A 24,228-nucleotide genomic window follows, 5' to 3' on the forward strand; every position below is an offset into this window, starting at 1 on the left:
GTAGCGCTACGCGCGTCAATTGAACGCATGAAGACCCCACGCTTCCTCAGTGCCGCGGCCGTCGCCGCCGCCCTCCTCGTCGGTGGCCCCGCCACCCTCGCCGCCCAGGCCGCCCCCACGGCCGCCGTCTCCGTGCGCGCCGCCGCCTCGGTCGGCGACATCTGCTACTCCGACCTGCCCTCCCAGGCGCACGACACCCTGGACCTGATCGAGGCGGGCGGCCCGTACCCGTACTCGCAGGACGGGACCGTGTTCCAGAACCGCGAGGGCGTCCTGCCGTCCCAGTCCACCGGGTACTACCACGAGTACACGGTGATCACCCCGGGCTCCTCCGACCGCGGCGCGCGCCGCATCGTCACCGGTGAGGCGAGCCAGGAGGACTACTACACGGCCGACCACTACGCGTCGTTCGACCTGGTCGACCACTCCTGCTGACCCCGTCCGTCTCCTGGGGCCTCTAGGGCTTCTTCCGGCTGTCGGCGGCCGCGAACAGGGCGATCGCGAGCACCACCAGCGCGATGCTCCCGTACACCTCGCGGCCGTCGATGAAGGGGATCCGCCCGATCAGGCCCCAGTCCAGCCGGCCGGTGAACTCGTGGATCAGGCCCATGGCGCCCTGCACCAGGGCGAGCGTGCCGATGATCTCCAGCACCGTCCGCAACCGCTTGTCGTCCATGCCAGGAACTCTCGCCCCGCGGACCCCCCACTCACATCGGCCGCGGGGCGAGGCCCGCACGCCACAGGTCGACGAACGGCCCGGCGGCCCGCGACCAAAGTCTTCCGCGGCCCGACTTTGGTCCCCGGTGCGCGGTACGGAGCGGTGCGCGCCGCTCATCCTGCGTAGATTTGTCGACCATGGAGGCCATACGGGATCAGCAGACGGCGGGAAGCGCGGGAGCGGCGGGTGAGCCGGCCCTGCGGTGGCGGCGCTGGCTGCCCTCGGCCGTCGCCGACGAGCTGGACCTCGACCCGGACGGCCGCCCCGGCCGCAGACGGCGCACCGCCCGCGACTGGATCGTCGACTTCTGCTGCTTCCTGATCGCCGTCTTCATCGGCCTGATCGCGGCCGAGCAGGTCTGGGACGACCCGCACACCCCGCACGCCCTGGCCCTCGTCGACCAGGTGCTCGGCGCGCTGGCCTGCGCCGCGGTCTGGCTGCGCAGACGCTGGCCGCTCGGCCTCGCCCTCGCGATGCTCCCGGTCGGTTTCGTGTCCAACAGTGCGGGCGGCGCCTCGATGGTCGCGCTGTTCACGCTCGCGGTGCACCGCCCGTTCCGCTTCATCGCCTGGGTCGCGGGCGCCAACCTCGTCCTCGTCCCGTTCTTCTTCCTGCTGCGGCCCGAACCGGACACGTCGTGGGGAGCGGCGGTCACCTTCACGGTGATCATCACGGTCGCCGTGGTCGGCTGGGGCATGTTCGTGCGCTCCCGGCGCCAGCTCCTGATGTCGCTGCGGGACCGGGCGGTGCGCGCCGAGAACGAGGCGGCCCTGCGCGCCGAGAACGCCCAGCGCCTCGCCCGCGAGGCCATCGCCCGCGAGATGCACGACGTGCTCGCGCACCGGCTGACCCTGCTGAGCGTGCACGCGGGCGCCCTGGAGTTCCGGCCCGACGCACCCCAGCCGGAGATCGCCCGGGCCGCCGGTGTCATCCGGGAGAGCGCCCACGAGGCGCTGCAGGACCTGCGCGAGATCATCGGCGTGCTGCGGGCCGCCGACCAGGCCGAGGAGTCGGGCCGCCCGCAGCCCACCCTCGTCGCCCTCGACACCCTGGTCGAGGAATCCCGCGAGGCCGGCATGCGCGTACACCTCGACAACCACGTCCCCGACCCCAAGGCCGTCCCCGCCTCCACCGGCCGCACCGCCTACCGCATCGCCCAGGAGGGCCTGACCAACGCCCGCAAGCACGCCCCCGGCGCCGAGGTCGCCGTCACGGTCACCGGCGCGGCGGGCGACGGCCTCACCATCTCCGTACGCAATCCGGCGCCGCCCGGCGACGTCCCGCACGTGCCCGGCTCGGGCCAGGGCCTGATCGGACTGACCGAGCGGGCGACCCTCGCCGGCGGCCGCCTCGACCACGGGCCGGCCGCCGACGGCGGATTCCTGGTGCGGGCCTGGCTGCCGTGGAGCGGCTGACACGGCCGCGCACCGCGCACGACGGCTTGACTACGGTGGGGGCCATGAACGCGATCCGGTTGCTGCTCGTCGACGACGACCCCCTGGTCCGCTCGGGCCTCAGGTTCATGCTGGGCGGCGCCGACGACGTCGAGATCGTCGGAGAGGCCGCCGACGGCGAGGAGGCACTGACGCTCGCCGCCACGCTCGGACCCGACGTCGTCCTCATGGACATCCGCATGCCGGTCCTCGACGGCCTCACCGCCACCGAGCGGCTGCGGGCCCGCAAGGACGCCCCCGAGGTCGTCGTCCTCACCACCTTCCACGCCGACGAGCAGGTCCTGCGGGCCCTGCGCGCGGGCGCCGCCGGATTCGTCCTCAAGGACGCCTCGCCCGCCGACATCCTCGGCGCCGTGCGCAGCGTCGCCGGCGGTGACCCCGTCCTGTCGCCCGCCGTGACCCGTCAGCTGATGACGCACGCCGCCGCCTCCGAGCGCGAGGTGCGCACGGCCGGAGCCCGCGCCCGCATCGGTGAACTCGCCGAGCGGGAGCGGGAAGTGGCGGTCGAGGTGGGCCGCGGCAAGTCCAACGCGCAGATCGCCGAGACCCTCTACATGAGCGTCGCCACCGTCAAGACCCACGTCTCACGCGTCATGACCAGGCTCGACCTCAACAACCGCGTACAGATCGCGCTCCTCGTCCACGACGCGGGGCTGCTCGACGAAGGCTGAAGCGCGCCCCCGGCCGGGGTAAATTCACACCGTGATCCAAGAGCTGGGTGCTGTTGGGTGAAGGGGCGGGAGCCAGGCATGGCAGGACCACGTCGGCGTACGGTGCGCGATCTGCGCCGCAACAACCGGGCGACCGTACTGAGCAAGCTCTACTTCGAAGGACCGCTCAGCAGACAGGAGCTGGGCCCGCTGACGGCGCTCAGCTCGGGCTCCATCAGCAACGTCGTCTCCGAGCTGGTCGCCGACGGCCTGGTCGAGGAGGCCGGATCCGTGGACTCCGACGGCGGCCGCCCGCGCACCCTGCTGCGGGTCGCGCCCGGCAGCGGCCACCTCGCGGGCGTGGACGTCGGCGAGACCCGCGTACGGGTGGAGCTGTTCGACCTCTCCCTGAACGAACTCGCGCGCGTGGAAGCCCCCTTGCCCGACGGACGCTACGACGCCGAGGGCGTGGTGCGGCTCATCGCGGACGGACTGACCCGGGTCGTCGCCGAGGCCGCGGTGACCCCCGCCTCGCTCATCGGCGTCGGGATCGGCGTGCCCGGCATCGTCGACGCCTCGGGCCCCGAGGGCGCCGTCGTGCACGGCCAGACCATCGGCTGGGACGCGGTCCCGCTGGAGGCCATGCTGCGCGCGGACGGTGAACTCCTCGCCGAACCGCCCCTGTTCGTCGACAACGGCGCCAAGACGCTCGGCCGCGCCGAGATGTGGTTCGGCGCGGGCCGCGGCGCCCGCAATGCCGTGATCACCCTCATCGGCTCCGGCGTCGGAGCCTGTGTCATCGCCGACGGCGTGCCCTACCAGGGCTCGTCGTCCAGCGCGGGGGAGTGGGGCCACACCGTGCTCCGGGTCGGCGGCCGGGAGTGCCGGTGCGGCGCCCGCGGCTGCCTGGAGGCGTACGTCGGCGCGGAGGCGCTGCTCGAGCGGTGGCGGGAGAGCGGCGGCGGCTGGTCGTCGCCCGACGAGGAGGGCGCCCTCGCCGAACTCCTCGAAGACCCCTCCGCCGCCGGCCTGCTGGACGAGACGGCCGAGTTCCTCGGCGCGGGCATCGCCGACCTCGTGAACCTCTTCAACCCGGAACGGATCGTCGTCGGCGGCTGGGCGGGCCTGCTGCTCGGCCCGCGGCTGATCGAACCGGTGCGCCGCGCCGCCGCCGCGTACGCCCTGCGGCACCCCTTCGCGCAGACCACCGTGGAGCTGGGCCGCCTCGGCACCGACGCCGTCACCGTCGGCGCGGCGACCCTCCCGCTCGCCCGGTTCCTGGAGACGGGCGGCACCCGCAGGGAACCGATCGCGAGCGGCGCGAGTTGAACAGGGTGGGAGCCGGGGGCGGGCTGTCGGTTCAGGAATCGGGAGGGCACGGGGCATGACGGAGATCGTCGATCTGGACGAGTACGCGGACGGCGGCCGCGCGGGGTTCTACGCCGACCCGTACCCCGTGTACGAGAAGCTGCGGGCCGAGGGCCCGGTCCACCATGTGCGCACACCGGGCCCCGGCCCGGCCGAGGAGCTGTGGCTGATCGTCGGGCACGAGGCGGCGCGCGCCGCGTTCACCGATCCGCGCCTGGCCAAGTCTCCGCCGTGGGACATGGCCGGCGACCTCATCGGCCCTCACCTGCTGTTCGCGGACCCGCCGGAGCACGGCAGGCTGCGCTCGCTCGTCACCCGCGAGTTCACCCCCGGCCGGGTGGCGGCGCTCGCCCCGCGCATCCAGAAGATCACCGACGAGCTGCTCGACGCCATGGTGCCGCACGGCTCCGCCGACCTGATCGCCTCCCTCGCCTTCCCGCTCCCCTTCGTCGTCATCTGCGAGCTGCTCGGCGTGCCCGACATCGACCGCGACCGGTTCCGCCGGATGTCGACACAGGTGGTGGCGCCGACGTCCGACGAGGAGGCGTACGCCGCCCATGTCGAGATCGCCGGATTCCTCGACGAGCTGATCGAGGACAAGCGGTGCGCGGCGCCCGCCGACGACCTGCTGAGCGCGCTGATCCGCACGACGGCGGAGGACGGCGACCGGCTGTCCCCGGCCGAGCTGCGCGGCATGGCCTTCCTGCTGCTCGTCGCCGGCCACGAAACGACGGTGAACCTGATCGGCAACGGCGTCCGCGCACTCCTCGACCACCCCGACCAACTCTTGGCCCTGCGCGCCGACATGACCCTCATCGACGGCGCCGTGGAGGAGATGCTGCGCTACGACGGCCCGGTCGAGACGTCCACCCACCGCTTCGCGGCCGAGCCGGTCGAGATCGGCGGCACGGTGATCCCGGCGGGCGCCCCGGTCCTGATCGCCATCGGCAACGCCGACCGCGACCCGGACCGCTTCTCCGCCCCCGACCGCTTCGACATCCGCCGCGCGCCGCGCGGCCACCTCGCCTTCGGCCACGGCATCCACTACTGCCTGGGCGCGCCGCTCGCCCGCCTGGAGGGCCGGATCGCTTTGCGCTCCCTCCTCGACCGCTGCCCGGACCTGGCCCTGGACGGCGACCCGGACGGCTGGCTGCCGGGACTGCTGATGCGCGGGGTTCGTACACTGCGGGTGCGCTGGTAGCGGCCGTGCCACGCGCACCGCTGCCCGCGCCCCTGGAGGAACCCCGGGGCACGACACTGACGGCCCGCGCCGAGGTGGTCGACGCGGGGCGCAGGCAGGCAGTGGTTCGCGTCGACCTCACCTTCCGGGACGACACCGGGCGCGAGAAGGTGTGCGCGGTGGCGCAGGGCACGGTCCTCACCGTGTAGCCACCGGGACACCCTGGTGCGGCGCCGCCACCGCGTGCCGCCGCACGGCACGGGCCGCGAGAGCGAGCAGCAGCAGCGCCTCGCACGCGAACAGGACGTTGCCGGACACGCTCAGGGTGTGCGGCACGCCCATGTCCCAGCCGTGCTCGAAGCCCACCCAGGCGTAGGTGAGCAGCGCCCCGCCCGCCAGCGCGAGCCGGTGCCGGGCGTCCCAGCCGAGGCCGCGCGCCCAGCGGCCGAACAGCACCACGGCCCCGGCCGCGAGCACGCACCACACGCCGACCAGCACCCAGGCGGGCACGGCCTCGTCGGGCAGCAGGTCGCGGGCCCAGTACACACTCGACACGGCGAACGACGTCGCGCCCACCATCAGCGGCGCGGGCGCCTGCGCGTCCCGGCGCGGTCCGGGGCGCCGCCCGACGACGAACGCGAGCACGATCAGCACAGCGATCGCGAGACCCGCCCCCGCGAACTGCCCGGCCGACGCGACGAACTCCTCCGACTGCGCCTGCGCGAACCCCAGGAACACGGCCCCCGCTCCGAACACCAGCGCCGTCACCGTGAGCCCGAAACCGCCCAGCCACGGCCGCGTACGGTCCCGGCAGAACGTCTCCACGAGGGCGATCGGGACACAGATGCTCCAGACGGTGTGCATCGCCAGGACGTCCTGGAGCAACTGCACGCTCGTACCGAGCAACGGCACATGGGTCGCCGAGTAGGCGGCGCCGATGTCGAAGCCGCCGTAGTGCGGATTCCACAGCATCTGGTCGACGGGCCCCTCCTCGACCAGGGCGTACGCGGCGGCCAGCACGATCATCGTCGGCCAGCCCCGCCCGGCGCGCCGCGCGACCTCCCGGATCAGCAGCGCGCCACCGCCGTACAACGGCGCGAACAGCACGAGCCCGGGCAACTGGGTGACCGGCTGATTCCCCAGCAGAAACTCACCGACGAGCGGCGCCAACAGAAACAACCCGAACGCGAACGGGACCATGCCACCGACGCTAGGCGGGCGGACAGTTCAAGGAATCGCCCGAAAGTTGCTATAGCGCCGACTTAGGTAGCGCCCCGTAGGGGCGCGGGGAACGGCGCGACCAGCCACATACAACCTGCACCCGGCAACGAGACGGATCAGGCCCTCTGCTCACCGCCCCCCGGCGATCTCGGCAACCCGCACGACCCGCCGCTCGCGCCGCGACACCTCACAAGCCTCGGCCACCCGCAGCGCGGCCAACGCCTCCCACCCGTCACACGGGTTCTCCCGAACCCCCCGCACCACATCCACGAACGCCTTCAGCTCGGCCTCGTACGCGGGAGCGAACCGCTCGAGAAAGCCCGGCCAGGGCTTGGGAGCGGCCGGCGGCCCCGACGGCTCCGTCGACGTGACCGGCGTGCGGTCGTCGAGCCCGACCACGACCGTGTCCCGCTCCCCGGACAGCTCCATCCGCACGTCGTACCCGGCCCCGTTGCACCGCGTGGCCGTCGCGGTGGCCAGGGTGCCGTCGTCCAGGGTGAGCACGACCGCGGCGGTGTCCACGTCCCCGGCCTCCCGGAACATGGCGGGCCCCGCGTCCGACCCGGTGGCGTACACCTCGACGATCTCCCGCCCGGTCACCCAGCGCAGCGCGTCGAAGTCGTGCACCAGGCAGTCCCGGTAGAGCCCGCCCGACAGGGGCAGATACGCGGCCGGCGGCGGCGCCGGGTCGGAGGTCATCGCCCGTACGGTGTGCAGCCGTCCGAGTCCGCCCGCCCGCACGATGTCCCGGGCGTTCGCGTACCCGGCGTCGAAGCGCCGCTGGAAGCCGAGCTGGAGGACCGTCCCGGCCGCCTCCACCTCGGCGAGGGCGGCCAGCGTCCCGGGCAGGTCGAGCGCGATCGGCTTCTCGCAGAAGACCGGCAGACCGGCCCGCGCCGCCCGCCCGATCAGCTCGGCGTGCGCCGCCGTCGCCGCGGTGACGACCAGCGCGTCGACCCCCCAGGTGAACAGCTCGTCGACGCTCGGCGCCGCCGTCGCCCCGATGCGGTCGGCGAGGGCGACGGCCCGCTCCGGCGCCACGTCGGTGACGAGGAGCGAGCCCACCTCCCGGTACCGCTCGAGGACGCCCGCGTGAAAGGTGCCGATCCGGCCCGTACCGATGAGTCCGATGCGCATGCGTCCCAACGTGCCGTGCCGCCCAGATGCTGTCAATCCTTTGTCCTGACAAAGGCCCGGGCGGCCGCCCGGGCCGCATTGCCTCAGACCGCGTCGAGCCGCAGCACCACGACCCCGTACGGCGGCAGGGTCACCGCATCCGCAGGTGCGCCGTCCCGCGTCGTCAGCCGCCACCCGTCCGCGACCACCGGCTTCACCGGCAGCTCGGTGTCGCACTGCCCGACCAGCCACACCCACCGGTGCCCGTCCGCGTGCTCGACGAGGTCCACCGCGACCCGCGGATCCGCCACCGTCACCGGTCGGCGCACCCCGGCCCGCACCGCCAGCGCGTCGTACAGCGTGCTGGTCGCCTCCGGGTTCACCCGCGGTGTCACCGCCGCCATGTGCTCCAGGGGGTAGGTGCACAGCACGAGCCGCCCGGCGCCGACCGTCCGCTCCACCAGGGCGGGCCGCCCGTGCCCGTCGACGGCGACCACCTCGGCCTCGCCCTCGACCACGTCCACGGGCAGGAAGCACCGGCTGTTCACCGTCCCCGCCGCCCGCAGGGTGAGCCGGGTCCCCGCGCCCAGGCTGCCGAAGTCCCGCTCGAAGACGAGGCTCACCTCGTCGTCCTCGATCGGATTCACCATCCCGTACGTCAACCCGTGCCGGACCCCGAAGAGCTGGTCCATCCGCGCGTACCAGGGCCCGCGCTGCTCCTCGTGTGCGCCGGGCGAGTACGACACGTACACCGTCGCCCCGCCCCTGGCCAGCTCCTCCAGGCGGTACCACGTCGGCGCCAGCAACTGCTTCACCGACGGGACCAGATACAGCCGGTGGCCCGCCGCGGGCTCCCCGTCGCTCTCGCGCAGCACCGTCGGCGGGGCGTCCGCGAGCCGCGCCGCGATCCACGCCTGCCGCCCCGTCTCCTGGACGTAGGCACGGTCCTCGGCCCGGGTGAACGGGTACGCCGTGTCGAGATACGACGACACCAGCAGCGCGGTGTCCGTCTCCGCGCGCGAGCACCGGTCCCACTCCACCTCCTCCAACACCCGCGCGAAGTCCCGCAGTTCACGCAGCTGCGGCTTGGGCCTGCCCTGCGAGTCGGTCAGTCCGAAGTACAGCTCGAAGGCGTGGTGCCGGTACGGCGGCTGCTCGCGGACCTCCGGGGTGTCGTAGTCCGTGTTGTTCCAGGCGATCCAGCCGGTGGCGCCCGCGAGCAGGCTGTTGTGCAGGGCCTGGCGGTAGTACACGGCCGCGTTCTCGTCCGAGGCGAAGGCCGACGTCAGCCCGAACTCCTCGAGCACCACCGGCCTGCCGAAGGTCGACGTGAGTTCGCACGCCCAGGCCGCCGCGTGGTGCTGGCGCACCAGATCGTCCTCCATGCGGTACACGTGCGGGCCGAGCCAGTCGCACAGCCGGGCCGCGTCGCGCACCGAGAAGCCGTTGTCGTGCCCCGAGTTCTCGATGCCCCACGCGCCGTCGCCGAGCGAGACGGGCTGGCTGCCGCCACCGGCACGCACCGCGTCGACCACCAACTGTGCCCAGGAGGAGACCAGTTCACGATTCGCGTTCGGCGCTCCGTAGATCGGCATCTCGTTGGAGATCAGCCACCCGGCCACCGCCGGATGGTCCTTGAACCGGCGGGTCATCTCGCGCACGAACCAGGCCTGCCGCGCCACCAGCCACACGTCTCCGTACAGATCGCGGCCGCCGCGCCAGACCGGATCCCAGTTCTCCCCGGACATGTGCCCCACGAGGAACGTCGGCACGGTCGTCATGCCCAGCTCCTCGTGGCGGTCCAGGAAGTCCGCGAAGCGCCCGCACAACTCCTCGTCCACACGGTCGGGTTCGGGCATGAAGTCCGGCCAGTAGAAGAACGAGCGGGTCATGTTGAGCCCGTGCTCGCGCAGCACCCGCAGTTCGTCGGCGACGAGCTTCGGGTCGTAACTGCGCCACATCAGCGGACCGCCCGAACGGGACCAGAAATTGGCCCCGATCCAGGTGACCGGGCGGCAGTCACGGGAAATCCGGGCAGCGGAACGCGGCATCGGCGAACTCTCCCTGCGAATGGGGGACATGAAGAGCGCGGCCCGTTGCGGACGGGCGTGCCGCGGCACGGTCGAGGTACGCGTCGAGTGAACCGCTGCACCGGTTTAGCGTCAATACGGCGAACACCACAAACACCGAAAACACCGAGAAGGCCGAGGCGCCTTGAACGCGAGATCGATAAACCGGTTTACGGGACCGGTGGGGGCGCCACACTGCCCCGCACCGTCAGCCGCGGCGCCACATCCTGCAGGTCACCGACCTCGCGCCCGCCCGCCGCCGCCCGCAGCCGGCGCGCCGCGTGCGCCCCGTACGCGGCGATGTCCCGGCTCAGCGCCGTCAGCGGCGGATGCACGAGTTCGCACAGCGCCGAGTCGTCCCACGCCACCACCGACACGTCGTCAGGCACCCGCAGCCCGAGGGCCTGCGCCGCGGTCAGCCCGGACAGCGCCATCACATCGTTGTCGTAGAGGATCGCCGTGGGCCGCGAGGGCGCGGGGCCCGACAGCAGTTCGCGGGTCGCCGCGGCACCCCGCTCGCCGCTGTAGTCGGCCTCGACGATCCGCCCTTCGATGTCCAACTCCCGTACGCAGGTGGCGAACGCGTCCGTCCTGATGATCGTGTGCCGCAGCGCGGACGGGCCGCTGACCCGGGCGATCCTGCGGTGCCCGAGCCCCGCCAGAGCGTCGACGACCGTGCGCACCGCCGCCTCGTCGTCGCTCCACACGGCGGGCAGCCGGCCGGTGCCGACCGGCGCCCCGATCACCACGCCCGGCATGCCCAGCTCCTCCAGGACGGCGACCCGCGCGTCGTGCGCCTTCAGGTCCACCAGGAACACCCCGTCGACCCGCCGCTGCGCCCACCAGGACCGGTACAGGGCGATCTCGGCGGCCTGGTCCTCGGCCATCGTGAACACCAGCGGGGTCGCGTCCGTGATCAGTTCGGCCTGGATCCCGGAGATCAGCTGCATGAAGAACGGCTCCAGGCCGAGCGTGCGCGCGGGCCGGTCGATGACCAGGCCGAACGCGCCCGCCCTGCCGTCAGACAGAGCCCGCGCCGCGCTGTTGGGCTGCCAGCCGAGCTCCTCCGCTATCGCGAGGATGCGGCGCCTGGTGGGCGCCGAGACCCCCGGGCGGTCGTTGAGCGCGAAGGACACGGCGGCCTTGGTGACACCGGCGCGGCGTGCGATGTCCGCCATGGTGGGTCGCTTCACTCAAAATCTCCTCGCTCGGGGCCGTCCCTGAGGTGGCCTGCTCGTTCGACGATATTCGATGAACTCGCCAGCTAATCCGGTTCAGTTGAATACCGGGGAGAGTTCGGCGAGTGCATTGACAGCCACTTTGGCACGCGTTTACTTTCACGGCGCCGACGGTGTGCGGACCACCGCTTCGGCCCCCTTAGCCAGACCTGTCGGAGCAGTTTCACAGCCTCAGCAAGGGAACCCGCCATGCATTCCGCCCCGCCGTCCTCCCCGCTCCCGCCGAGCCGACGCAGCGTGCTCGCCGCGACCGCCGCAATCCTCCTGCCCGTCCCGCTGGCCGCCTGCGGCGGCGGCAACGACAACGGCGGCGCCGGCCGCGGCGGCGTCCTGACCGTGTCCACCGGCTCCACGGGCAACTTCGTGCGCAACTTCAACCCGTTCGCGCCGCAGCCCCTCCAGGCGACGCACGGGATGATCTACGAGCCGCTGTTCCACTTCAACGCGGCGAAGGCGGGCGAGGTCGACGACTGGCTCGGTACGAAGTACAAGTGGGGCGCCGACGGCAAGTCCCTGGAGATCACGCTCCGTTCGGGCGTCACCTGGAACGACGGCAAGCCGTTCACCGCCGACGACGTCGCCTACACCTTCCAGATCGCCAAGGACAACGAGGAGCTCAACCAGTTCGCGCTGCCGCTCGACACCATCACCACCAGCGGCAAGGACACGGTCCGCCTGACCTTCTCCCAGTCGGCGTACACCAAGGAGTACTTCATCCTCGGCAAGCTGAAGATGCTGCCCAAGCACATCTGGTCGAAGATCCCGGACAGCAAGAAGAAGACGGACCTCAACGTCAACCCCGTCGGCACCGGGGCGTGGAAGGTGAAGTCCGTCAAGGGCACCACCCTCGACCTCACCGCGCGCGACGACTACTACATCGAGGGCCTGCCCGGCTTCAAGACGATGCGCTACCTGTCCTTCAGCGGCAACAACGCCGCGACGGCGGCGATCGGTTCGGGCCGCACCGACTGGGCGGGCGGCTTCATCCCGGACATCAAGAAGAACTACCTCGACAAGAACGCCCGCTTCGAACTCGTCAACATCCCGCTGGCCGTCACGTACTTCGTGCCGAACGCCGTCGAGGGACCGACCGCCGACGCCAATGTCCGCAAGGCGATCAGCGCCGCCCTCGACCGCGACTTCATGAGCAAGAGCGTCTACGACGGCCAGGCCCCCGCCATCAACCCGACGGCCCTGCTGCTGCCCAACTTCGAGTCGGTGATGGACCCTTCGCTCAAGGACGCCACCTTCGAGACGGGCCAGGCCAAGGTCGACCAGTATCTGAAGGCCGCCGGATACACCAGAAGCGGCGACACCTGGACCAAGGACGGCAAGAAGCTCAGCCTCGACCTGACCCTCGTCTCCGGCTGGACCGACTACATCAGCGTCGCCCAGATGGCCAAGCAGCAGCTGAAGAAGGCCGGCATCGAGCTGAACATCAAGGCCGTCGCCTACGCCCAGTTCGCCAACGCCCAGTCCACCGGCCGCTTCCAGCTCCTGCTCTCCAACTACGGCTACACGCCCGACCCGCGCGCCTACTACGACCAGCTCCTCGACAGCGCGATCGCCCCCGCCATCGGCAAGACCACCAACGTCGGCAACTACGGCCGCTACAAGAACGACACCGTCGACCAGGCGCTGGCCGCCCTCGCCAAGACCACCGACCTGGCCGAACAGAAGCCGCACTACGCCACGATCCAGCACGAGTTCATCAAGGACATGCCGCTGATCCCGCTGTTCGCCGCGCAGAACGAGGCCGAGTTCAACGGCAACAACGTCACCGGCTTCCCCACCAAGGACAACCTGTACGCCGCGCCGTCCGTCTGGCTCGACCCCGACGGCGGCTGGGTCGCCGCCCGCCTGAAGCCCGCGAAGTCCTCGAAGTAGGGCCGGCCCGTGCGTCACATCCTGCGCAAACTCGGCTTCTACGCGATCGCCGCCTGGCTGGCGATCACCCTCAACTTCCTGCTGCCACGCCTGATCCCGGGTGATCCCGTGCAGCTGATGCTCGCCCGCATGCAGGGCGTCGGCGGCACGGTGACGGACGGTCAGGAGGAGTCGCTGCGGGCCATGCTGGGGCTCGGCGACGGCAACCTCGCCCAGCAGTACGGCGAGTACCTCTCCTCCCTCGCCCACCTCGACTTCGGCCTGTCCATCACGTACTTCCCGACCCCCGTCGGCGACGTCGTCCGCCAGGCCGTGCCGTGGACGCTGGTCCTCGTCGGCCTCGCCACCCTGCTGAGCGTGGTCATCGGCCTCACCCTCGGCATGCTGGCCGGCTGGCGGCGCGGCGGCCGGCTCGACGCCCTCGTGCCCTCCGCCACCTTCCTCGCCGCCATCCCGTACTTCTGGGTCGCCCTGCTGCTGCTCTACCTCACCACCCAGGTGTGGAACCTGCTGCCGCAGGGCGGCGGCTACGACGAGACGTACGACATCGGATTCAGCGGCGCCTTCCTCGGCTCGGCCGTCGAGCACGGCATCCTGCCCGCCGTCACCATCGTGCTCAGCTCGGTCGGCGGCTGGATGCTCGGCATGCGCAACATGATGGTCTCCACGCTCGCCGAGGACTACGTCGTCGCCGCCGAGGCCAAGGGACTGCGCCCCCGCACGGTGATGATCGGCTACGCCGCCCGCAACGCGGTGCTGCCGTCCGTCGCGGGCTTCGCCATCACGCTCGGCTTCATCGTGAGCGGCTCGCTCGTGATGGAGATCGTCTTCTCCTATCCCGGCATGGGCTACACGATGCTCCAGGCCGTCACCAACAACGACTACCCCCTCATGCAGGCGGTCTTCCTCATGATCACCTTCGCGGTGCTCGCGGCGAACTTCCTCGTCGACCTCGTCTACGCCTTCATCGACCCCCGCACCCGGCAGGCCGGCTCATGACCGCCCCCGTCACCGCCCTCACCGCGCCCGCACCCCGCGCGGGCCGCCTCCGCGCGGCCCTGCGCTCACGCCGGCTGCGCCTCGGACTCGGCGTCCTGGCCCTCCTCGTCCTCACCGCGATCCTCGGCCCGCTCTTCCTCGGCGACCCGAACGAGATCGGCCAGGACCTGGGCCAGGCCCCCTCCCTCGCCCACTGGCTGGGCACGACACAGACCGGCCAGGACGTGTTCGCCCAGTTCGTCGTCGCCACCCGCGGCACCCTCCTGATCGGCGCCGCGGCGGCCCTCGTGGCGACCGTGGTCTCCGTCGTCGTCGGCATCGGCGGCGGCTTCGCGGGCGGTCTCACCGACGAGGCACTGTCCCTGGTCAGCAATGTCTTCCTGGTCGTCCCCGGTCTGCCGCTCGTCATCGTCGTCGCGGCGTACGTGGGCGCGGGCACGACCGCCACCATCCTCGTCATCGCACTGACCACCTGGGCGGCCTCGGCACGCGTGCTCCGTGCGCAGACCCTGTCGCTGCGCACCCGCGACTACGTCCTCGCGGCCCGTCTCTACGGCGAGAGCCGCCGCCGGATCGTCCTGGTCGAGATCCTGCCCAACGAACTCGCCATCATCGTCTCGCAGTTCATCTTCGCCGTGATCTTCGCGGTGCTCACCCAGGCGTCCCTCGCCTTCCTCGGCCTCGACGACCCGTCCAACCTCACCTGGGGCACGATGCTCTACTTCGCACAGAACGCCGAGGCCCTCGCCGGCGGCTCCTGGTGGTGGTTCATCCCACCCGGGCTCGCCATCGCCGTGCTCGGCGCGGCCCTCTCCCTGATCAGCTTCGGACTCGACGAGATCCTCGACCCCCGGCTGCGCACGAGGAGGCGGCGATGACCTCGGACGTGATCCTGTCGGCCGAGCACCTGGACGTGGTCTACGACTCCGGCGACGGCCGCCCCACCCACGCCGTACGGGACGTCTCCCTCCAGGTGCGGCGCGGCGAACTCCTCGGCATCGCGGGGGAGTCGGGCTGCGGCAAGTCCACCCTCGCCTACGCCCTCGCCCGGCTGCTCCAGCCACCGGGCCGGCTGTCCGGCGGCACGGTCACCCTCGACGGCGACGACCTGTACGCACTGGGCGCCGAAGCGCTGCGCGCGGTGCGCTGGACCCGGCTCGCGATGGTCTTCCAGAGCGCGATGAACGCCCTCAACCCGGTGACGACGGTGGGCCGCCAGTTCGACGACCTCTTCCGGGCGCACCGTCCGGCCCTGAAGGCGGCCGAACGCCGCGTCAGGGGAGGGGAGTTGCTCGAACTCGTCGGCATCGACGCCGCCCGGCTGCGCTCGCACCCCCATGAACTGTCGGGCGGCATGCGCCAGCGCGTCTCCATCGCCATGGCCCTCGCCCTCGACCCCGACGTCGTCATCATGGACGAGCCGACCACCGCCCTCGACGTCGTCGTGCAGCGCGAGATCCTCGACGAGATCGAGCAGCTGAGGGAGCGTCTCGGCTTCGCCGTCGTCTTCATCACGCACGACCTGAACCTGCTCCTGGAGATCAGCGACCGGCTCGCCGTCATGTACGCGGGCCGCGTCGTCGAATACGCGGACACGGACACGGTGGCCTCCGGCGGGGCCGTGCACCCCTATACGCGGGGCCTGCTGAGGTCGTTCCCGGCGCTGACGGGCGAGCGGCGCGACCTGCGCGGCATTCCGGGCCAGCCACCGGATCTCCGGGCGGAACCGGCGGGGTGCTCGTTCGCGGACCGGTGCGCGTGGGTGATCGACCGGTGCCGGGTGGAGCGGCCCGAGTTGTCGGGGGCGGCCGCCTGCCATGTGGCGACCCGGGCCACATCGAGCGCCCCATCACCTCCTTCCGCCGACGGCGCTGCGCGCGGGCCGGCCAAATCAAGCCCCTCGGCCCAATCAAGCCCTTCACGGGACCTTGGAGCGCACGGTCCGGCCAAATCAAGCCCCTCCGGCGATTGAGGAGCGGGGTCCGGGGCGGAGCCCCGGGGGCCTCAGCGCCATCGCCGTCTCACGCGCCGTCGTGGCTGGGCGCGCAGTTCCCCGCGCCCCTAAAGGGGCGCTCCATGCACCCCGCGAGGAGAGAGCCATGCACCCCACCCTCGACGTCGAGAAACTCACCGTCGACTACAAGCGCCGCGGCACCACCCCCCTCCGAGCCGTCGACGAAGTCACCTTCGCGCTGCACCCGGGCCACACCCTCGCCCTGGTCGGCGAAAGCGGCAGCGGCAAGTCCACGGTGGTCCGCGCCCTGTCCCGCCTGGTGGCACCCAGCGCGGGCGAGGTGCGGCTGAGAGGCGAGCGGCGCGTACGCGACAGCGCGTACCGCGCATCCGTGCAGATGGTGTTCCAGGACCCCTTCGCCTCCCTCAACCCGGCCCACACCGTCGGCCACCACCTGCGCCGCCCGCTCCTGGTCAGCGGCCGCGCGACCCGCGCCGACGCCGACACCCGCGTCGAGGAACTGCTCACCTCCGTCAATCTCACCCCGGCCGCCGACGTCGCCCGCAAACGCCCGCACGAACTCTCCGGCGGACAGCGCCAGCGGGTCGCCATCGCCCGCGCCCTGGCACCCGGGCCCGCGGTGCTGCTCGCCGACGAACCCGTCTCCATGCTCGACGTCTCCATCCGGCTGGAGATCCTCGGGCTGCTCGACCGGCTCAAGGAGGAGCGCCGGCTCGCCCTCCTCTACGTCACCCACGACCTGGCCACCGCCCGCCACTTCGCCGCCGACGTGATGGTCATGTACCGCGGCCAGATCGTCGAGCGCGGCCCCAGCGACGAGGTGATCCTGCGCCCCCGCCACCCCTACACCCAGCTCCTCGCCTCCGCCGCCCCGGGCGCGACCGGCTCCCGGGCGAACGCCCGGCGGGCCCGCGCCGCCCGGCTCGCCGCACGCGCGGACCGCACCGCCGAGCTGCGCGAGACGGCGGCCCGCGGCGGCTGCCGGTTCCGCGCCCGCTGCCCGGCCGCCGTCGAGCGCTGCGCGCAGGATCCGCCGATGGTGCCGCTCGGCGGGACCGGCCACGCCTCCCGGTGCTGGCTGCACACCGAGGCCGCCGACCCCACCGGCAATTGATTTGTCCGGACAACCTGACTTCCGGACTTCCCGTCAACATCTCCCGCCGCTACGCTCGGCCCGTGGCCAAATCTGGAGCGGACTCCACTGTCCAGCTGGAGCTGAGCGTCGACCGCGGCAGCCCGGTCCCGCTCTACTTCCAGCTGTCGCAGCAGCTGGAGGCGGCGATCGAGCGCGGCGCGCTCACCCCCGGCAGCCTCCTGGGCAACGAGATCGAGCTGGCCGGCCGCCTCGGCCTGTCCCGGCCCACGGTCCGCCAGGCCATCCAGTCGCTGGTCGACAAGGGGCTGCTGGTGCGGCGCCGCGGCGTGGGCACCCAGGTCGTGCACAGCCAGGTCAAGCGCCCCCTCGAACTGAGCAGCCTCTACGACGACCTGGAGGCGGCGGGCCAGCGCCCCGAGACCCGCGTCCTCGGTAACGTCCTGGTGCCCGCGTCCGCCGAGGTGGCCGCCGCCCTCTCGGTCGGCGAGGGGGAACAGGTGCACCGGATCGACCGGCTGCGCCTGGCCCACGGCGAGCCGGTCGCGTACCTGTGCAACCACCTGCCCACCGGCCTGCTCGCCCTGGACGACACCCGCCTGGAGGCCACCGGCCTGTACCGCCTGATGCGGGCCGCCGGCATCACCCTGCACAGCGCCCGGCAGACCGTCGGGGCCCGCGCGGCGACCGCCGTCGAGGGCGACCGGCTCGGCGAACCGGAAGGGGCGCCGCTGCTGACCATGCAGCGCACGACGTTCGACGACAAGGGCCGCGCGGTCGAGTTCGCCTCCCACGTCTACCGGGCCTCCCGCTACTCCTTCGAGTTCCAACTCCTCGTACGCCCTTAGGAGTTGTGCGGAGTCGCACCCATACCCGTACGAAGTCCGAATGTTCTGACAAAGTCATTGACGCTGCGGTGGGAGCCCGCTACAAACACCTCCAGCCGCTACCGGGCGGCCGGAGGAGAGGTGGCTCCACCATGCTCACGACGCGTACAGCCCGTACGGCCGCGGCCCTCGTCGCGGTGGTCGCACTCGCCGCCGGATGCAGCGGCTCCGGCGGCAAGAAGTCCGAGGACGACGGGGGCGGCGGGGGCGGCGGCCAGGCCGTGGACACGCCCCTGCTCAAGATCGCGATGATCACGCACTCCGGCGAGGGCGACACCTTCTGGGACATCGTGCGCAGCGGCGCCAAGACCGCGGCCAAGAAGGACAACGTCACCTTCCTCTACTCCAACGACAAGGAAGCGCAGGGGCAGGCCCAGCTGGTCCAGGCCGCGATCGACAAGAAGGTGGACGGGATCGTCGTCACCCTCGCCAAGCCGCAGGCCATGGAGTCGGTGCTGGCGAAGGCGAAGGCGGCCGGCATCCCGGTGATCTCGATCAACTCGGGCTCCGAGTACTCGGAGAAGTTCGGCGCGCTCGCCCACATCGGCCAGGAGGAGGCGGTGGCCGGCGAGGCCGTCGGCACCAGACTCACCGAGGAGGGCCGCAAGAAGACCCTGTGCGTCATCCACGAGCAGGGCAACGTCTCGCTGGAGCAGCGCTGCGACGGCGTGAAGAAGACCTTCAAGGGCACGGTCGAGAACCTCAACGTCGACGGCACCAACGCCCCCGACTCCCAGGCCGCCGTCGAGGCCAAGCTCCAGGCCGACAAGAGCATCGACGCGGTCGTGGCGCTCGGCGCCCCCGTCGCGGCGCTCACCGTGAAGGCCAAGCAGGACGCGGGCAGCAAGGCCGAGATCGCCACCTTCGACCTGAACGCCGAGGTCGTGCGCCGGCTGAAGGCCAAGGAGGTCTCCTTCGCCGTCGACCAGCAGCCCTACCTCCAGGGGTACGAGGCGGTGGATCTGCTGTGGCTGTACAAGTACAACGCGAACGTCCTCGGCGGCGGCCGGCCGGTCTTCACCGGCCCCGCGCTCGTCACCGAGAAGGACGTGCCGAAACTGGAGAAGTACACCGCGCGCGGTACCCGGTGAATAGATGGATGATCCCCGTGACCCATACTTGTGCGTTTGGGACCGCAAAGAGGTCCCCATGGACCGGTAAACGGCCCTCTGGGATCGGCCGCCGTCGGGCGGGCCCGATCCCGGTGTACAACGCAGCAGACCAAGAAGGGCACGGCCTCGTGGCACGGTTTCGGACCTGGGTGAGCATTGCGGTTGCGGGGGCTCTCGGCCTCGCACTGACGGGATGCAGCAGCACGGGCGGCAAGCGGGCGGAAGACGCCAGGAAAGCCCAGCAGGCTCAGGGGAAGGCCGCGGTGGACACGCCCAGGTGGACCTTCTCCATGATCACCCATTCGGGCGACGGGGACACCTTCTGGGACATCGTCCAGAACGGCGCCAAGCAGGCCGCCGTCAAGGACAACATCAACTTCCTCTACTCGCACAGCGACGAGGCCAACCAGCAGGCGCAGCTCGTGGACGCCGCCATCGACAAGAAGGTCGACGGCATCATCGTCACGCTCGCCAAGCCCGACGCCATGAAGGCGGCCGTGGCCCGCGCCGAGAAGGCCGGCATCCCGGTCATCACCGTGAACTCGGGCTCCGCCGAGTCCAAGAAGTTCGGCGCGCTCACCCACATCGGGCAGGACGAGACGATCGCGGGCGAGGCCGTCGGCGACGAGCTGAACAAGCGCGGCAAGAAGAAGGCCCTCTGCGTCCTGCACGAGCAGGGCAACGTCGGCCACGAGCAGCGCTGCGCGGGCGCCAAGTCGACCTTCGACGGCACGATGACGAACCTCTACGTCGACGGCACCAACATGCCCGACGTGCAGTCCTCCATCGAGGCCAAGCTCCAGGCCGACAAGTCCATCGACTCGGTCGTCACGCTCGGCGCGCCGTTCGCCGCCACCGCCGTCAAGGCCAAGCAGGACGCGGGCAGCAAGGCCGAGGTCGACACCTTCGATCTGAACGAGAAGGTGGCCCAGGGCCTCCAGGACGACAGCCTCGGCTTCGCCGTCGACCAGCAGCCCTACCTCCAGGGCTACGAGGCCGTGGACCTGCTCTGGCTGTACCGGTACAACGCGAACGTCCTGGGCGGCGGCAAGCCGGTGCTCACGGGCCCGCAGATCGTGACCAAGGAGATGGCCGCGAAGCTGGCGGAGTACGCGAAGAGGGGGACGCGATGACCACCACAGCTCCGGAGAAACAGCCCGAGCCGCAGCTCGACGAACGGCTCCTGAAGACCTCGCCCTGGAAGAAGCTCCTCGGCCGCCCCGAGCTGGGCTCGGTCGTCGGCGCGATCGCCGTCTTCATCTTCTTCTCGGTCGCCGCGGACAGCTTCCTGCGGGCGACCAGCCTGGCGACCGTCCTCTACGCGGCCTCCGTCCTCGGCATCATGGCGGTGCCGGTCGCCCTTCTGATGATCGGCGGCGAGTTCGACCTGTCGGCGGGCGTGCTCGTGACGTCGTCGGCGCTGGTCTCGTCGATGTTCAGCTACCAGATGACGGCGAACACCTGGGTCGGCGTCGGCGTCTCGCTCCTGGTCACCCTCGCCATCGGCGCCTTCAACGGCATCATGCTGACCCGGACCAAGCTGCCCAGCTTCATCATCACGCTCGGCACCTTCCTGATGCTCACCGGCATGAACCTGGGCTTCACCAAGCTGATCAGCGGCACCGTGTCGACCAAGTCCATCGCCGACATGCAGGGCTTCACCTCCGGCAAGAACGTCTTCGCCTCGACGTTCACCATCGGCGGCGTCGACTTCAAGATCACGATCGTCTGGTGGCTGGCCCTGATCCTGGTGGCGACCTGGATCCTGCTCCGTACCCGTATCGGCAACTGGATCTTCGCGGTCGGCGGTGACGTGGACGCGGCCCGCGCGGTCGGCGTCCCGGTCAACAAGACCAAGATCGGCCTCTACATGGGCGTCGCGTTCGGCGCCTGGATCTCCGGCCAGCACCTGCTCTTCTCGTACGACGTGGTGCAGTCCGGCGAGGGCGTCGGCAACGAGCTGATCTACATCGTCGCGGCCGTCATCGGCGGCTGTCTGATCACCGGCGGCTACGGCTCCGCGGTCGGCGCGGCCATCGGTGCCCTGATCTTCGGCATGACCAGCAAGGGCATCGTGTTCGCCGAGTGGAACTCGGACTGGTTCAAGTTCTTCCTCGGAGCGATGCTGCTCCTCGCGACCCTCCTCAACCACTGGGTCCGCAAGCGCGCGGAGGCGAGCAAATGACCACTCCTCTCGGAGAGACCACCCCTCTCGTAGAGCTGACCGGCGTCAGTAAGTACTACGGCAACATCCGCGCCCTCGAAGATGTCTCGCTCGTCGTGAACGCGGGGGAGATCTCCTGTGTGCTCGGTGACAACGGCGCCGGCAAGTCCACCCTCATCAAGATCATCGCGGGCCTTCACCAGCACGACTCGGGCACCTTCTCCGTCGACGGCGAGCCCACGAAGTTCGCCAACCCCCGCCAGGCACTGGACCACGGCATCGCCACGGTCTACCAGGACCTGGCCGTCGTCCCGCTGATGCCGGTGTGGCGGAACTTCTTCCTCGGCTCGGAGCCGACGAAGGGCACCGCCCCGTTCAAGCGCATGGACGTCGACCTCATGCGGCGCACGACCCGCGCCGAACTGCTGCGCATGGGGATCGACCTGCGCGACGTCGATCAGCCCATCGGGACGCTGTCCGGCGGCGAGCGCCAGTGTGTCGCGATCGCGCGCGCCGTGTACTTCGGCGCCAAGGTTCTCGTCCTGGACGAGCCGACCGCGGCGCTCGGTGTGAAGCAGTCCGGGGTCGTCCTCAAGTACGTGGCGGCGGCGCGGGACGCCGGGCTCGGCGTGGTGCTGATCACGCACAACCCGCACCACGCGTATCTGGTCGGTGACCGGTTCATCCTGCTCAAGCGCGGTGGCATGTTCGGCAGCCACACCCGCGACGAGATCACGCTCGACGAGCTGACCCGGCAGATGGCCGGTGGCAGTGAGCTCGACGACCTCCGTCACGAGCTGGAGCGCGCGCCTGTGCCGACGCACTTGGGCGGGCACTCGGCCGACGGCACCGAAAAGTAGCCCGGCGCCGGACATTCGTCTGCGGGTTCGTGGGGGCCGGTCGCGCCGTTCCCCGCGCCCCTGAGGCATGCGCTGCGCGCAGCCTCCCCTTTGAGGCTGCGGCTCCGCCGCGCCTCTGATGGAGATGGCGCACGAAGTGCGCATCTCCAGGGGCGCGGGGAACTGCGCGACCAGCCCCCACCGGGCCGCGGCTGACCGACTCCCCAGGGGCGCGGGGAACGGCGCGACCAGCCCCCACCGGGCCGCAGCCGAACGACGGCCGTGGGTGTTGCCACCCGAGCGCCGCACCCCGCCACACCCCAAACCCGGCATGCGTCAAGGCCACGCCGTGAGGCAGAATCGCCGCAATGAGCACCTACCGCGACCTCGCACACCGTGGCAGCGCACGAGCCACCGTCCTGCGGACGGTCGGCACCAGGGAACGCCGCTCGCACCTGACCGCCCCCCGCGTCCCCACCGTGGGCATCGACATCGGCGGCACCAAGGTGATGGCGGGTGTCGTCGACGCGGACGGCACCATCCTGGAGACGCTGCGCACGGAGACCCCGGACAAGTCCAAGAGCCCGAAGGTCGTCGAGGACACGATCTGCGAGCTGGTCCTGGACCTGTCCGACCGGCACGACGTGCACGCGGTCGGCATCGGTGCGGCCGGCTGGGTCGACGCGGACCGCAACCGCGTCCTGTTCGCCCCGCACCTGTCCTGGCGCAACGAACCGCTCCGCGACCGCCTCGCGGGCCGCCTCGCGGTCCCCGTGCTGGTCGACAACGACGCGAACACCGCCGCCTGGGCGGAGTGGCGCTTCGGCGCGGGCCGCGGCGAGGACCACCTCGTCATGATCACCCTCGGCACCGGCATCGGCGGCGCGATCCTGGAGGACGGCCAGGTCAAGCGCGGCAAGTACGGCGTCGCCGGCGAGTTCGGCCACATGCAGGTCGTCCCCGGCGGCCACCGATGCCCGTGCGGCAACCGCGGCTGCTGGGAGCAGTACAGCTCGGGCAACGCCCTGGTCAGGGAGGCCCGCGAACTCGCGGCGGCCGACTCCCCGGTCGCGTACAACATCATCGAGCGCGTCCAGGGCAACGTCCCCGAGATCAGCGGACCGCTCATCACCGAGCTGGCCCGCGAGGGCGACGCCATGTGCATCGAGCTGCTCCAGGACATCGGCCAGTGGCTCGGTGTCGGCATCGCGAACCTGGCCGCCGCCCTCGACCCGTCGTGCTTCGTCATCGGCGGCGGGGTGAGCGCCGCCGACGACCTGCTCATCGCCCCGGCCCGCGACGCCTTCAAGCGCCAGCTGACCGGCCGCGGCTACCGCCCCGAGGCCCGCATCGCGCGCGCCCAGCTCGGCCCCGAGGCCGGCATGGTCGGCGCCGCGGACCTGGCCCGCCTGGTCGCCCGCCGGTTCCGCCGCGCCAAGCGCCGCCGCGTGGAGCGCTACGAACGGTACGAGCGCTACGCCCAGGCCCGCGAGGCCACGGCGCCCGGCGCCGAGGACCAGTAGAGCGCGCGTACGCGGACCGCTTGGAACGTGGAACAGTGACAGGAAAGCCAGCCATGACCGTGCCCCGCCAGCCTCCGTCCCCGTACGAGGAGACGCGCCCGCCGCAGGAGCCGCGCGGTCATGTGATCCGCCGCCGCGCCCTCACCCTCCTGACGATCGTGCTGCTCATCGGCATCCCCGCCGGATACCTGGTGATCTCCGCGAACCAGAGCCGCGACAGCGGCAAGGACAAGGAGGCCAAGTACTCGGTGACCGGCCTGACCATCGGCTGGCCGTCGAAGGTGCAGCGGCGGCTCTACGAGACGCCGATCCCGCACTACTCGCGCAACGTCGCCTACTACGAGACGAACAACTACAAGGTCAGCCGCCTGTACACGCAGTTCCTCACCAGCAAGGGCGGCCTCGACACGTTCCTCAAGGAGGTCGACGACAAGTACACCGTCGACGACCTGAAGAAGGACGACATCCCGATCGGCAGCCGGGACCGGAAGGTCGCCGGGTGGGACTTCACCGGGCCGGGCCCCTGGTACGGGCTGACCCACGGCCAGAAGGACCCGTCGCCGACGCAGAGCATCGTGGTGAACATGTCGAACCCGGACCATCCGATGGTCTTCGTCGTCTCGACCACCGAGCCCTGATCCGGCGGCGGGGGGGGGGGGGGGTGGAGCGAGACGGAAGGACGATCATGATCCCCGCCTCCTTTCCCTCCAGTCGTTGGGTAAGCGTCCATAGCCA

23 protein-coding genes are annotated in these 24,228 nt (G+C 71.2%); 18 read left to right on the top strand and 5 right to left on the bottom strand.

The annotated features are described in order from the left end of the window. The first annotated feature begins 27 nt into the window (after positions 1-27). Positions 28-435, top strand: a complete 408-nt coding sequence (locus tag ACFVDP_RS21610; protein WP_383491787.1) for a ribonuclease — start codon at positions 28-30, stop codon at positions 433-435. A 22-nt stretch (positions 436-457) separates the two neighbouring features. Here the strand turns inward: ACFVDP_RS21610 and ACFVDP_RS21615 are convergent, their stop codons facing one another. Continuing rightward, on the bottom strand, positions 458-676 hold the full coding sequence (locus ACFVDP_RS21615) for a hypothetical protein (RefSeq protein WP_383491789.1): 219 nt from the start codon (positions 674-676) through the stop codon (positions 458-460). A gap of 179 nt (positions 677-855) precedes the next feature. Here ACFVDP_RS21615 and ACFVDP_RS21620 point away from each other — a divergent pair, with 179 nt between their 5' ends. The 5 genes from ACFVDP_RS21620 to ACFVDP_RS21640 all read left to right on the top strand — a co-directional run bounded on the left by ACFVDP_RS21620 (position 856) and on the right by ACFVDP_RS21640 (position 5,579). Next, positions 856-2,133, top strand: coding sequence for a sensor histidine kinase (locus ACFVDP_RS21620; protein ID WP_383491791.1), 1,278 nt, complete (start codon positions 856-858; stop codon positions 2,131-2,133). A 44-nt stretch (positions 2,134-2,177) separates the two neighbouring features. Then, positions 2,178-2,843, top strand: a complete 666-nt coding sequence (locus ACFVDP_RS21625; RefSeq protein WP_383491793.1) for a response regulator — start codon at positions 2,178-2,180, stop codon at positions 2,841-2,843. 78 nt (positions 2,844-2,921) lie between these two features. Then, positions 2,922-4,151 (top strand): ROK family protein, encoded by a 1,230-nt coding sequence (locus ACFVDP_RS21630; RefSeq protein WP_383491795.1) that lies wholly within the window; start codon positions 2,922-2,924, stop codon positions 4,149-4,151. 55 nt (positions 4,152-4,206) lie between these two features. Continuing rightward, positions 4,207-5,391 (top strand): cytochrome P450, encoded by a 1,185-nt coding sequence (locus ACFVDP_RS21635; protein ID WP_383491797.1) that lies wholly within the window; start codon positions 4,207-4,209, stop codon positions 5,389-5,391. A 5-nt stretch (positions 5,392-5,396) separates the two neighbouring features. Beyond that, the gene (locus tag ACFVDP_RS21640; RefSeq protein ID WP_383491799.1) at positions 5,397-5,579 is read left to right on the top strand and encodes a hypothetical protein; all 183 of its coding nucleotides are present in this window, start codon (positions 5,397-5,399) and stop codon (positions 5,577-5,579) included. Here ACFVDP_RS21640 and ACFVDP_RS21645 read toward each other — a convergent pair. From ACFVDP_RS21645 to ACFVDP_RS21660, 4 genes are all read right to left on the bottom strand, one after another. Beyond that, a complete protein-coding gene (locus tag ACFVDP_RS21645; RefSeq protein ID WP_383491801.1) occupies positions 5,569-6,570 on the bottom strand; it encodes a hypothetical protein in 1,002 nt (333 codons plus the stop codon). The genes ACFVDP_RS21640 and ACFVDP_RS21645 overlap by 11 nt on opposite strands. 150 nt (positions 6,571-6,720) lie before the next feature. Further along, on the bottom strand, positions 6,721-7,728 hold the full coding sequence (locus ACFVDP_RS21650; protein WP_383491803.1) for a Gfo/Idh/MocA family oxidoreductase: 1,008 nt from the start codon (positions 7,726-7,728) through the stop codon (positions 6,721-6,723). A gap of 83 nt (positions 7,729-7,811) precedes the next feature. Next, positions 7,812-9,758: a cellulase family glycosylhydrolase gene (locus ACFVDP_RS21655; protein WP_383491804.1), complete on the bottom strand. Its 1,947-nt coding sequence runs from the start codon at positions 9,756-9,758 to the stop codon at positions 7,812-7,814. A gap of 188 nt (positions 9,759-9,946) precedes the next feature. Beyond that, positions 9,947-10,969: a LacI family DNA-binding transcriptional regulator gene (locus ACFVDP_RS21660; protein WP_383491806.1), complete on the bottom strand. Its 1,023-nt coding sequence runs from the start codon at positions 10,967-10,969 to the stop codon at positions 9,947-9,949. A 234-nt stretch (positions 10,970-11,203) separates the two neighbouring features. Between ACFVDP_RS21660 and ACFVDP_RS21665 the strand changes: the two genes are divergently transcribed. The 12 genes from ACFVDP_RS21665 to ACFVDP_RS21720 all read left to right on the top strand — a co-directional run bounded on the left by ACFVDP_RS21665 (position 11,204) and on the right by ACFVDP_RS21720 (position 24,131). Next, positions 11,204-12,901 (top strand): ABC transporter substrate-binding protein, encoded by a 1,698-nt coding sequence (locus tag ACFVDP_RS21665; RefSeq protein ID WP_383491808.1) that lies wholly within the window; start codon positions 11,204-11,206, stop codon positions 12,899-12,901. Between the two features lie 9 nt (positions 12,902-12,910). Beyond that, positions 12,911-13,900 (top strand): ABC transporter permease, encoded by a 990-nt coding sequence (locus tag ACFVDP_RS21670; protein ID WP_383491810.1) that lies wholly within the window; start codon positions 12,911-12,913, stop codon positions 13,898-13,900. After that, positions 13,897-14,778: an ABC transporter permease gene (locus ACFVDP_RS21675; protein ID WP_383491811.1), complete on the top strand. Its 882-nt coding sequence runs from the start codon at positions 13,897-13,899 to the stop codon at positions 14,776-14,778. The genes ACFVDP_RS21670 and ACFVDP_RS21675 overlap by 4 nt, the downstream gene beginning before the upstream one ends. Next, positions 14,775-15,872 carry an ABC transporter ATP-binding protein gene (locus tag ACFVDP_RS21680; RefSeq protein WP_383491813.1) on the top strand — a complete coding sequence of 366 codons (1,098 nt, stop codon included), beginning with the start codon at positions 14,775-14,777 and terminating at the stop codon, positions 15,870-15,872. The genes ACFVDP_RS21675 and ACFVDP_RS21680 overlap by 4 nt, the downstream gene beginning before the upstream one ends. Before the next feature lie 127 nt (positions 15,873-15,999). After that, positions 16,000-16,989, top strand: coding sequence for an ABC transporter ATP-binding protein (locus ACFVDP_RS21685; RefSeq protein WP_383491815.1), 990 nt, complete (start codon positions 16,000-16,002; stop codon positions 16,987-16,989). Between the two features lie 62 nt (positions 16,990-17,051). Beyond that, entirely contained in the window at positions 17,052-17,816 is a 765-nt protein-coding gene (locus ACFVDP_RS21690; protein WP_383491817.1) for a GntR family transcriptional regulator, read from the top strand. A gap of 131 nt (positions 17,817-17,947) precedes the next feature. Then, positions 17,948-18,946: a sugar ABC transporter substrate-binding protein gene (locus ACFVDP_RS21695; protein ID WP_383491819.1), complete on the top strand. Its 999-nt coding sequence runs from the start codon at positions 17,948-17,950 to the stop codon at positions 18,944-18,946. Positions 18,947-19,095: 149 nt separating this feature from the next. Further along, entirely contained in the window at positions 19,096-20,100 is a 1,005-nt protein-coding gene (locus tag ACFVDP_RS21700) for a sugar ABC transporter substrate-binding protein (RefSeq protein ID WP_383491821.1), read from the top strand. Then, complete coding sequence (locus tag ACFVDP_RS21705) at positions 20,097-21,152, top strand: ABC transporter permease (protein ID WP_383491823.1); 1,056 nt, start codon at positions 20,097-20,099, stop codon at positions 21,150-21,152. Before ACFVDP_RS21700 ends, ACFVDP_RS21705 begins: the two co-directional genes overlap by 4 nt. Beyond that, positions 21,149-21,991, top strand: a complete 843-nt coding sequence (locus tag ACFVDP_RS21710) for an ATP-binding cassette domain-containing protein (protein WP_383491825.1) — start codon at positions 21,149-21,151, stop codon at positions 21,989-21,991. Before ACFVDP_RS21705 ends, ACFVDP_RS21710 begins: the two co-directional genes overlap by 4 nt. 347 nt (positions 21,992-22,338) lie before the next feature. Next, positions 22,339-23,493 (top strand): ROK family glucokinase, encoded by a 1,155-nt coding sequence (locus ACFVDP_RS21715; RefSeq protein WP_383491827.1) that lies wholly within the window; start codon positions 22,339-22,341, stop codon positions 23,491-23,493. Between the two features lie 53 nt (positions 23,494-23,546). Beyond that, entirely contained in the window at positions 23,547-24,131 is a 585-nt protein-coding gene (locus tag ACFVDP_RS21720; RefSeq protein ID WP_383491829.1) for a sugar kinase, read from the top strand. The last annotated feature ends 97 nt before the right edge of the window (positions 24,132-24,228 follow it).

The organism is Streptomyces sp. NPDC057694 (assembly GCF_042799415.1).
Lineage (GTDB): Bacteria > Actinomycetota > Actinomycetes > Streptomycetales > Streptomycetaceae > Streptomyces.

Bases quoted from the DNA above. Each gene is read 5' to 3' on its own strand.
- ACFVDP_RS21680 (WP_383491813.1), top strand. From the start codon at position 14,775: ATGACCTCGGACGTGATCCTGTCGGCCGAGCACCTGGACGTGGTCTAC.
- ACFVDP_RS21720 (WP_383491829.1), top strand. From the start codon at position 23,547: ATGACCGTGCCCCGCCAGCCTCCGTCCCCGTACGAGGAGACGCGCCCG.
- ACFVDP_RS21695 (WP_383491819.1), top strand. From the start codon at position 17,948: ATGCTCACGACGCGTACAGCCCGTACGGCCGCGGCCCTCGTCGCGGTG.
- ACFVDP_RS21715 (WP_383491827.1), top strand. From the start codon at position 22,339: ATGAGCACCTACCGCGACCTCGCACACCGTGGCAGCGCACGAGCCACC.
- ACFVDP_RS21650 (WP_383491803.1), bottom strand. From the start codon at position 7,728: ATGCGCATCGGACTCATCGGTACGGGCCGGATCGGCACCTTTCACGCG.
- ACFVDP_RS21620 (WP_383491791.1), top strand. From the start codon at position 856: ATGGAGGCCATACGGGATCAGCAGACGGCGGGAAGCGCGGGAGCGGCG.
- ACFVDP_RS21675 (WP_383491811.1), top strand. From the start codon at position 13,897: ATGACCGCCCCCGTCACCGCCCTCACCGCGCCCGCACCCCGCGCGGGC.
- ACFVDP_RS21710 (WP_383491825.1), top strand. From the start codon at position 21,149: ATGACCACTCCTCTCGGAGAGACCACCCCTCTCGTAGAGCTGACCGGC.
- ACFVDP_RS21655 (WP_383491804.1), bottom strand. From the start codon at position 9,758: ATGCCGCGTTCCGCTGCCCGGATTTCCCGTGACTGCCGCCCGGTCACC.
- ACFVDP_RS21610 (WP_383491787.1), top strand. From the start codon at position 28: ATGAAGACCCCACGCTTCCTCAGTGCCGCGGCCGTCGCCGCCGCCCTC.
- ACFVDP_RS21705 (WP_383491823.1), top strand. From the start codon at position 20,097: ATGACCACCACAGCTCCGGAGAAACAGCCCGAGCCGCAGCTCGACGAA.
- ACFVDP_RS21625 (WP_383491793.1), top strand. From the start codon at position 2,178: ATGAACGCGATCCGGTTGCTGCTCGTCGACGACGACCCCCTGGTCCGC.
- ACFVDP_RS21645 (WP_383491801.1), bottom strand. From the start codon at position 6,570: ATGGTCCCGTTCGCGTTCGGGTTGTTTCTGTTGGCGCCGCTCGTCGGT.
- ACFVDP_RS21615 (WP_383491789.1), bottom strand. From the start codon at position 676: ATGGACGACAAGCGGTTGCGGACGGTGCTGGAGATCATCGGCACGCTC.
- ACFVDP_RS21665 (WP_383491808.1), top strand. From the start codon at position 11,204: ATGCATTCCGCCCCGCCGTCCTCCCCGCTCCCGCCGAGCCGACGCAGC.
- ACFVDP_RS21685 (WP_383491815.1), top strand. From the start codon at position 16,000: ATGCACCCCACCCTCGACGTCGAGAAACTCACCGTCGACTACAAGCGC.
- ACFVDP_RS21630 (WP_383491795.1), top strand. From the start codon at position 2,922: ATGGCAGGACCACGTCGGCGTACGGTGCGCGATCTGCGCCGCAACAAC.
- ACFVDP_RS21635 (WP_383491797.1), top strand. From the start codon at position 4,207: ATGACGGAGATCGTCGATCTGGACGAGTACGCGGACGGCGGCCGCGCG.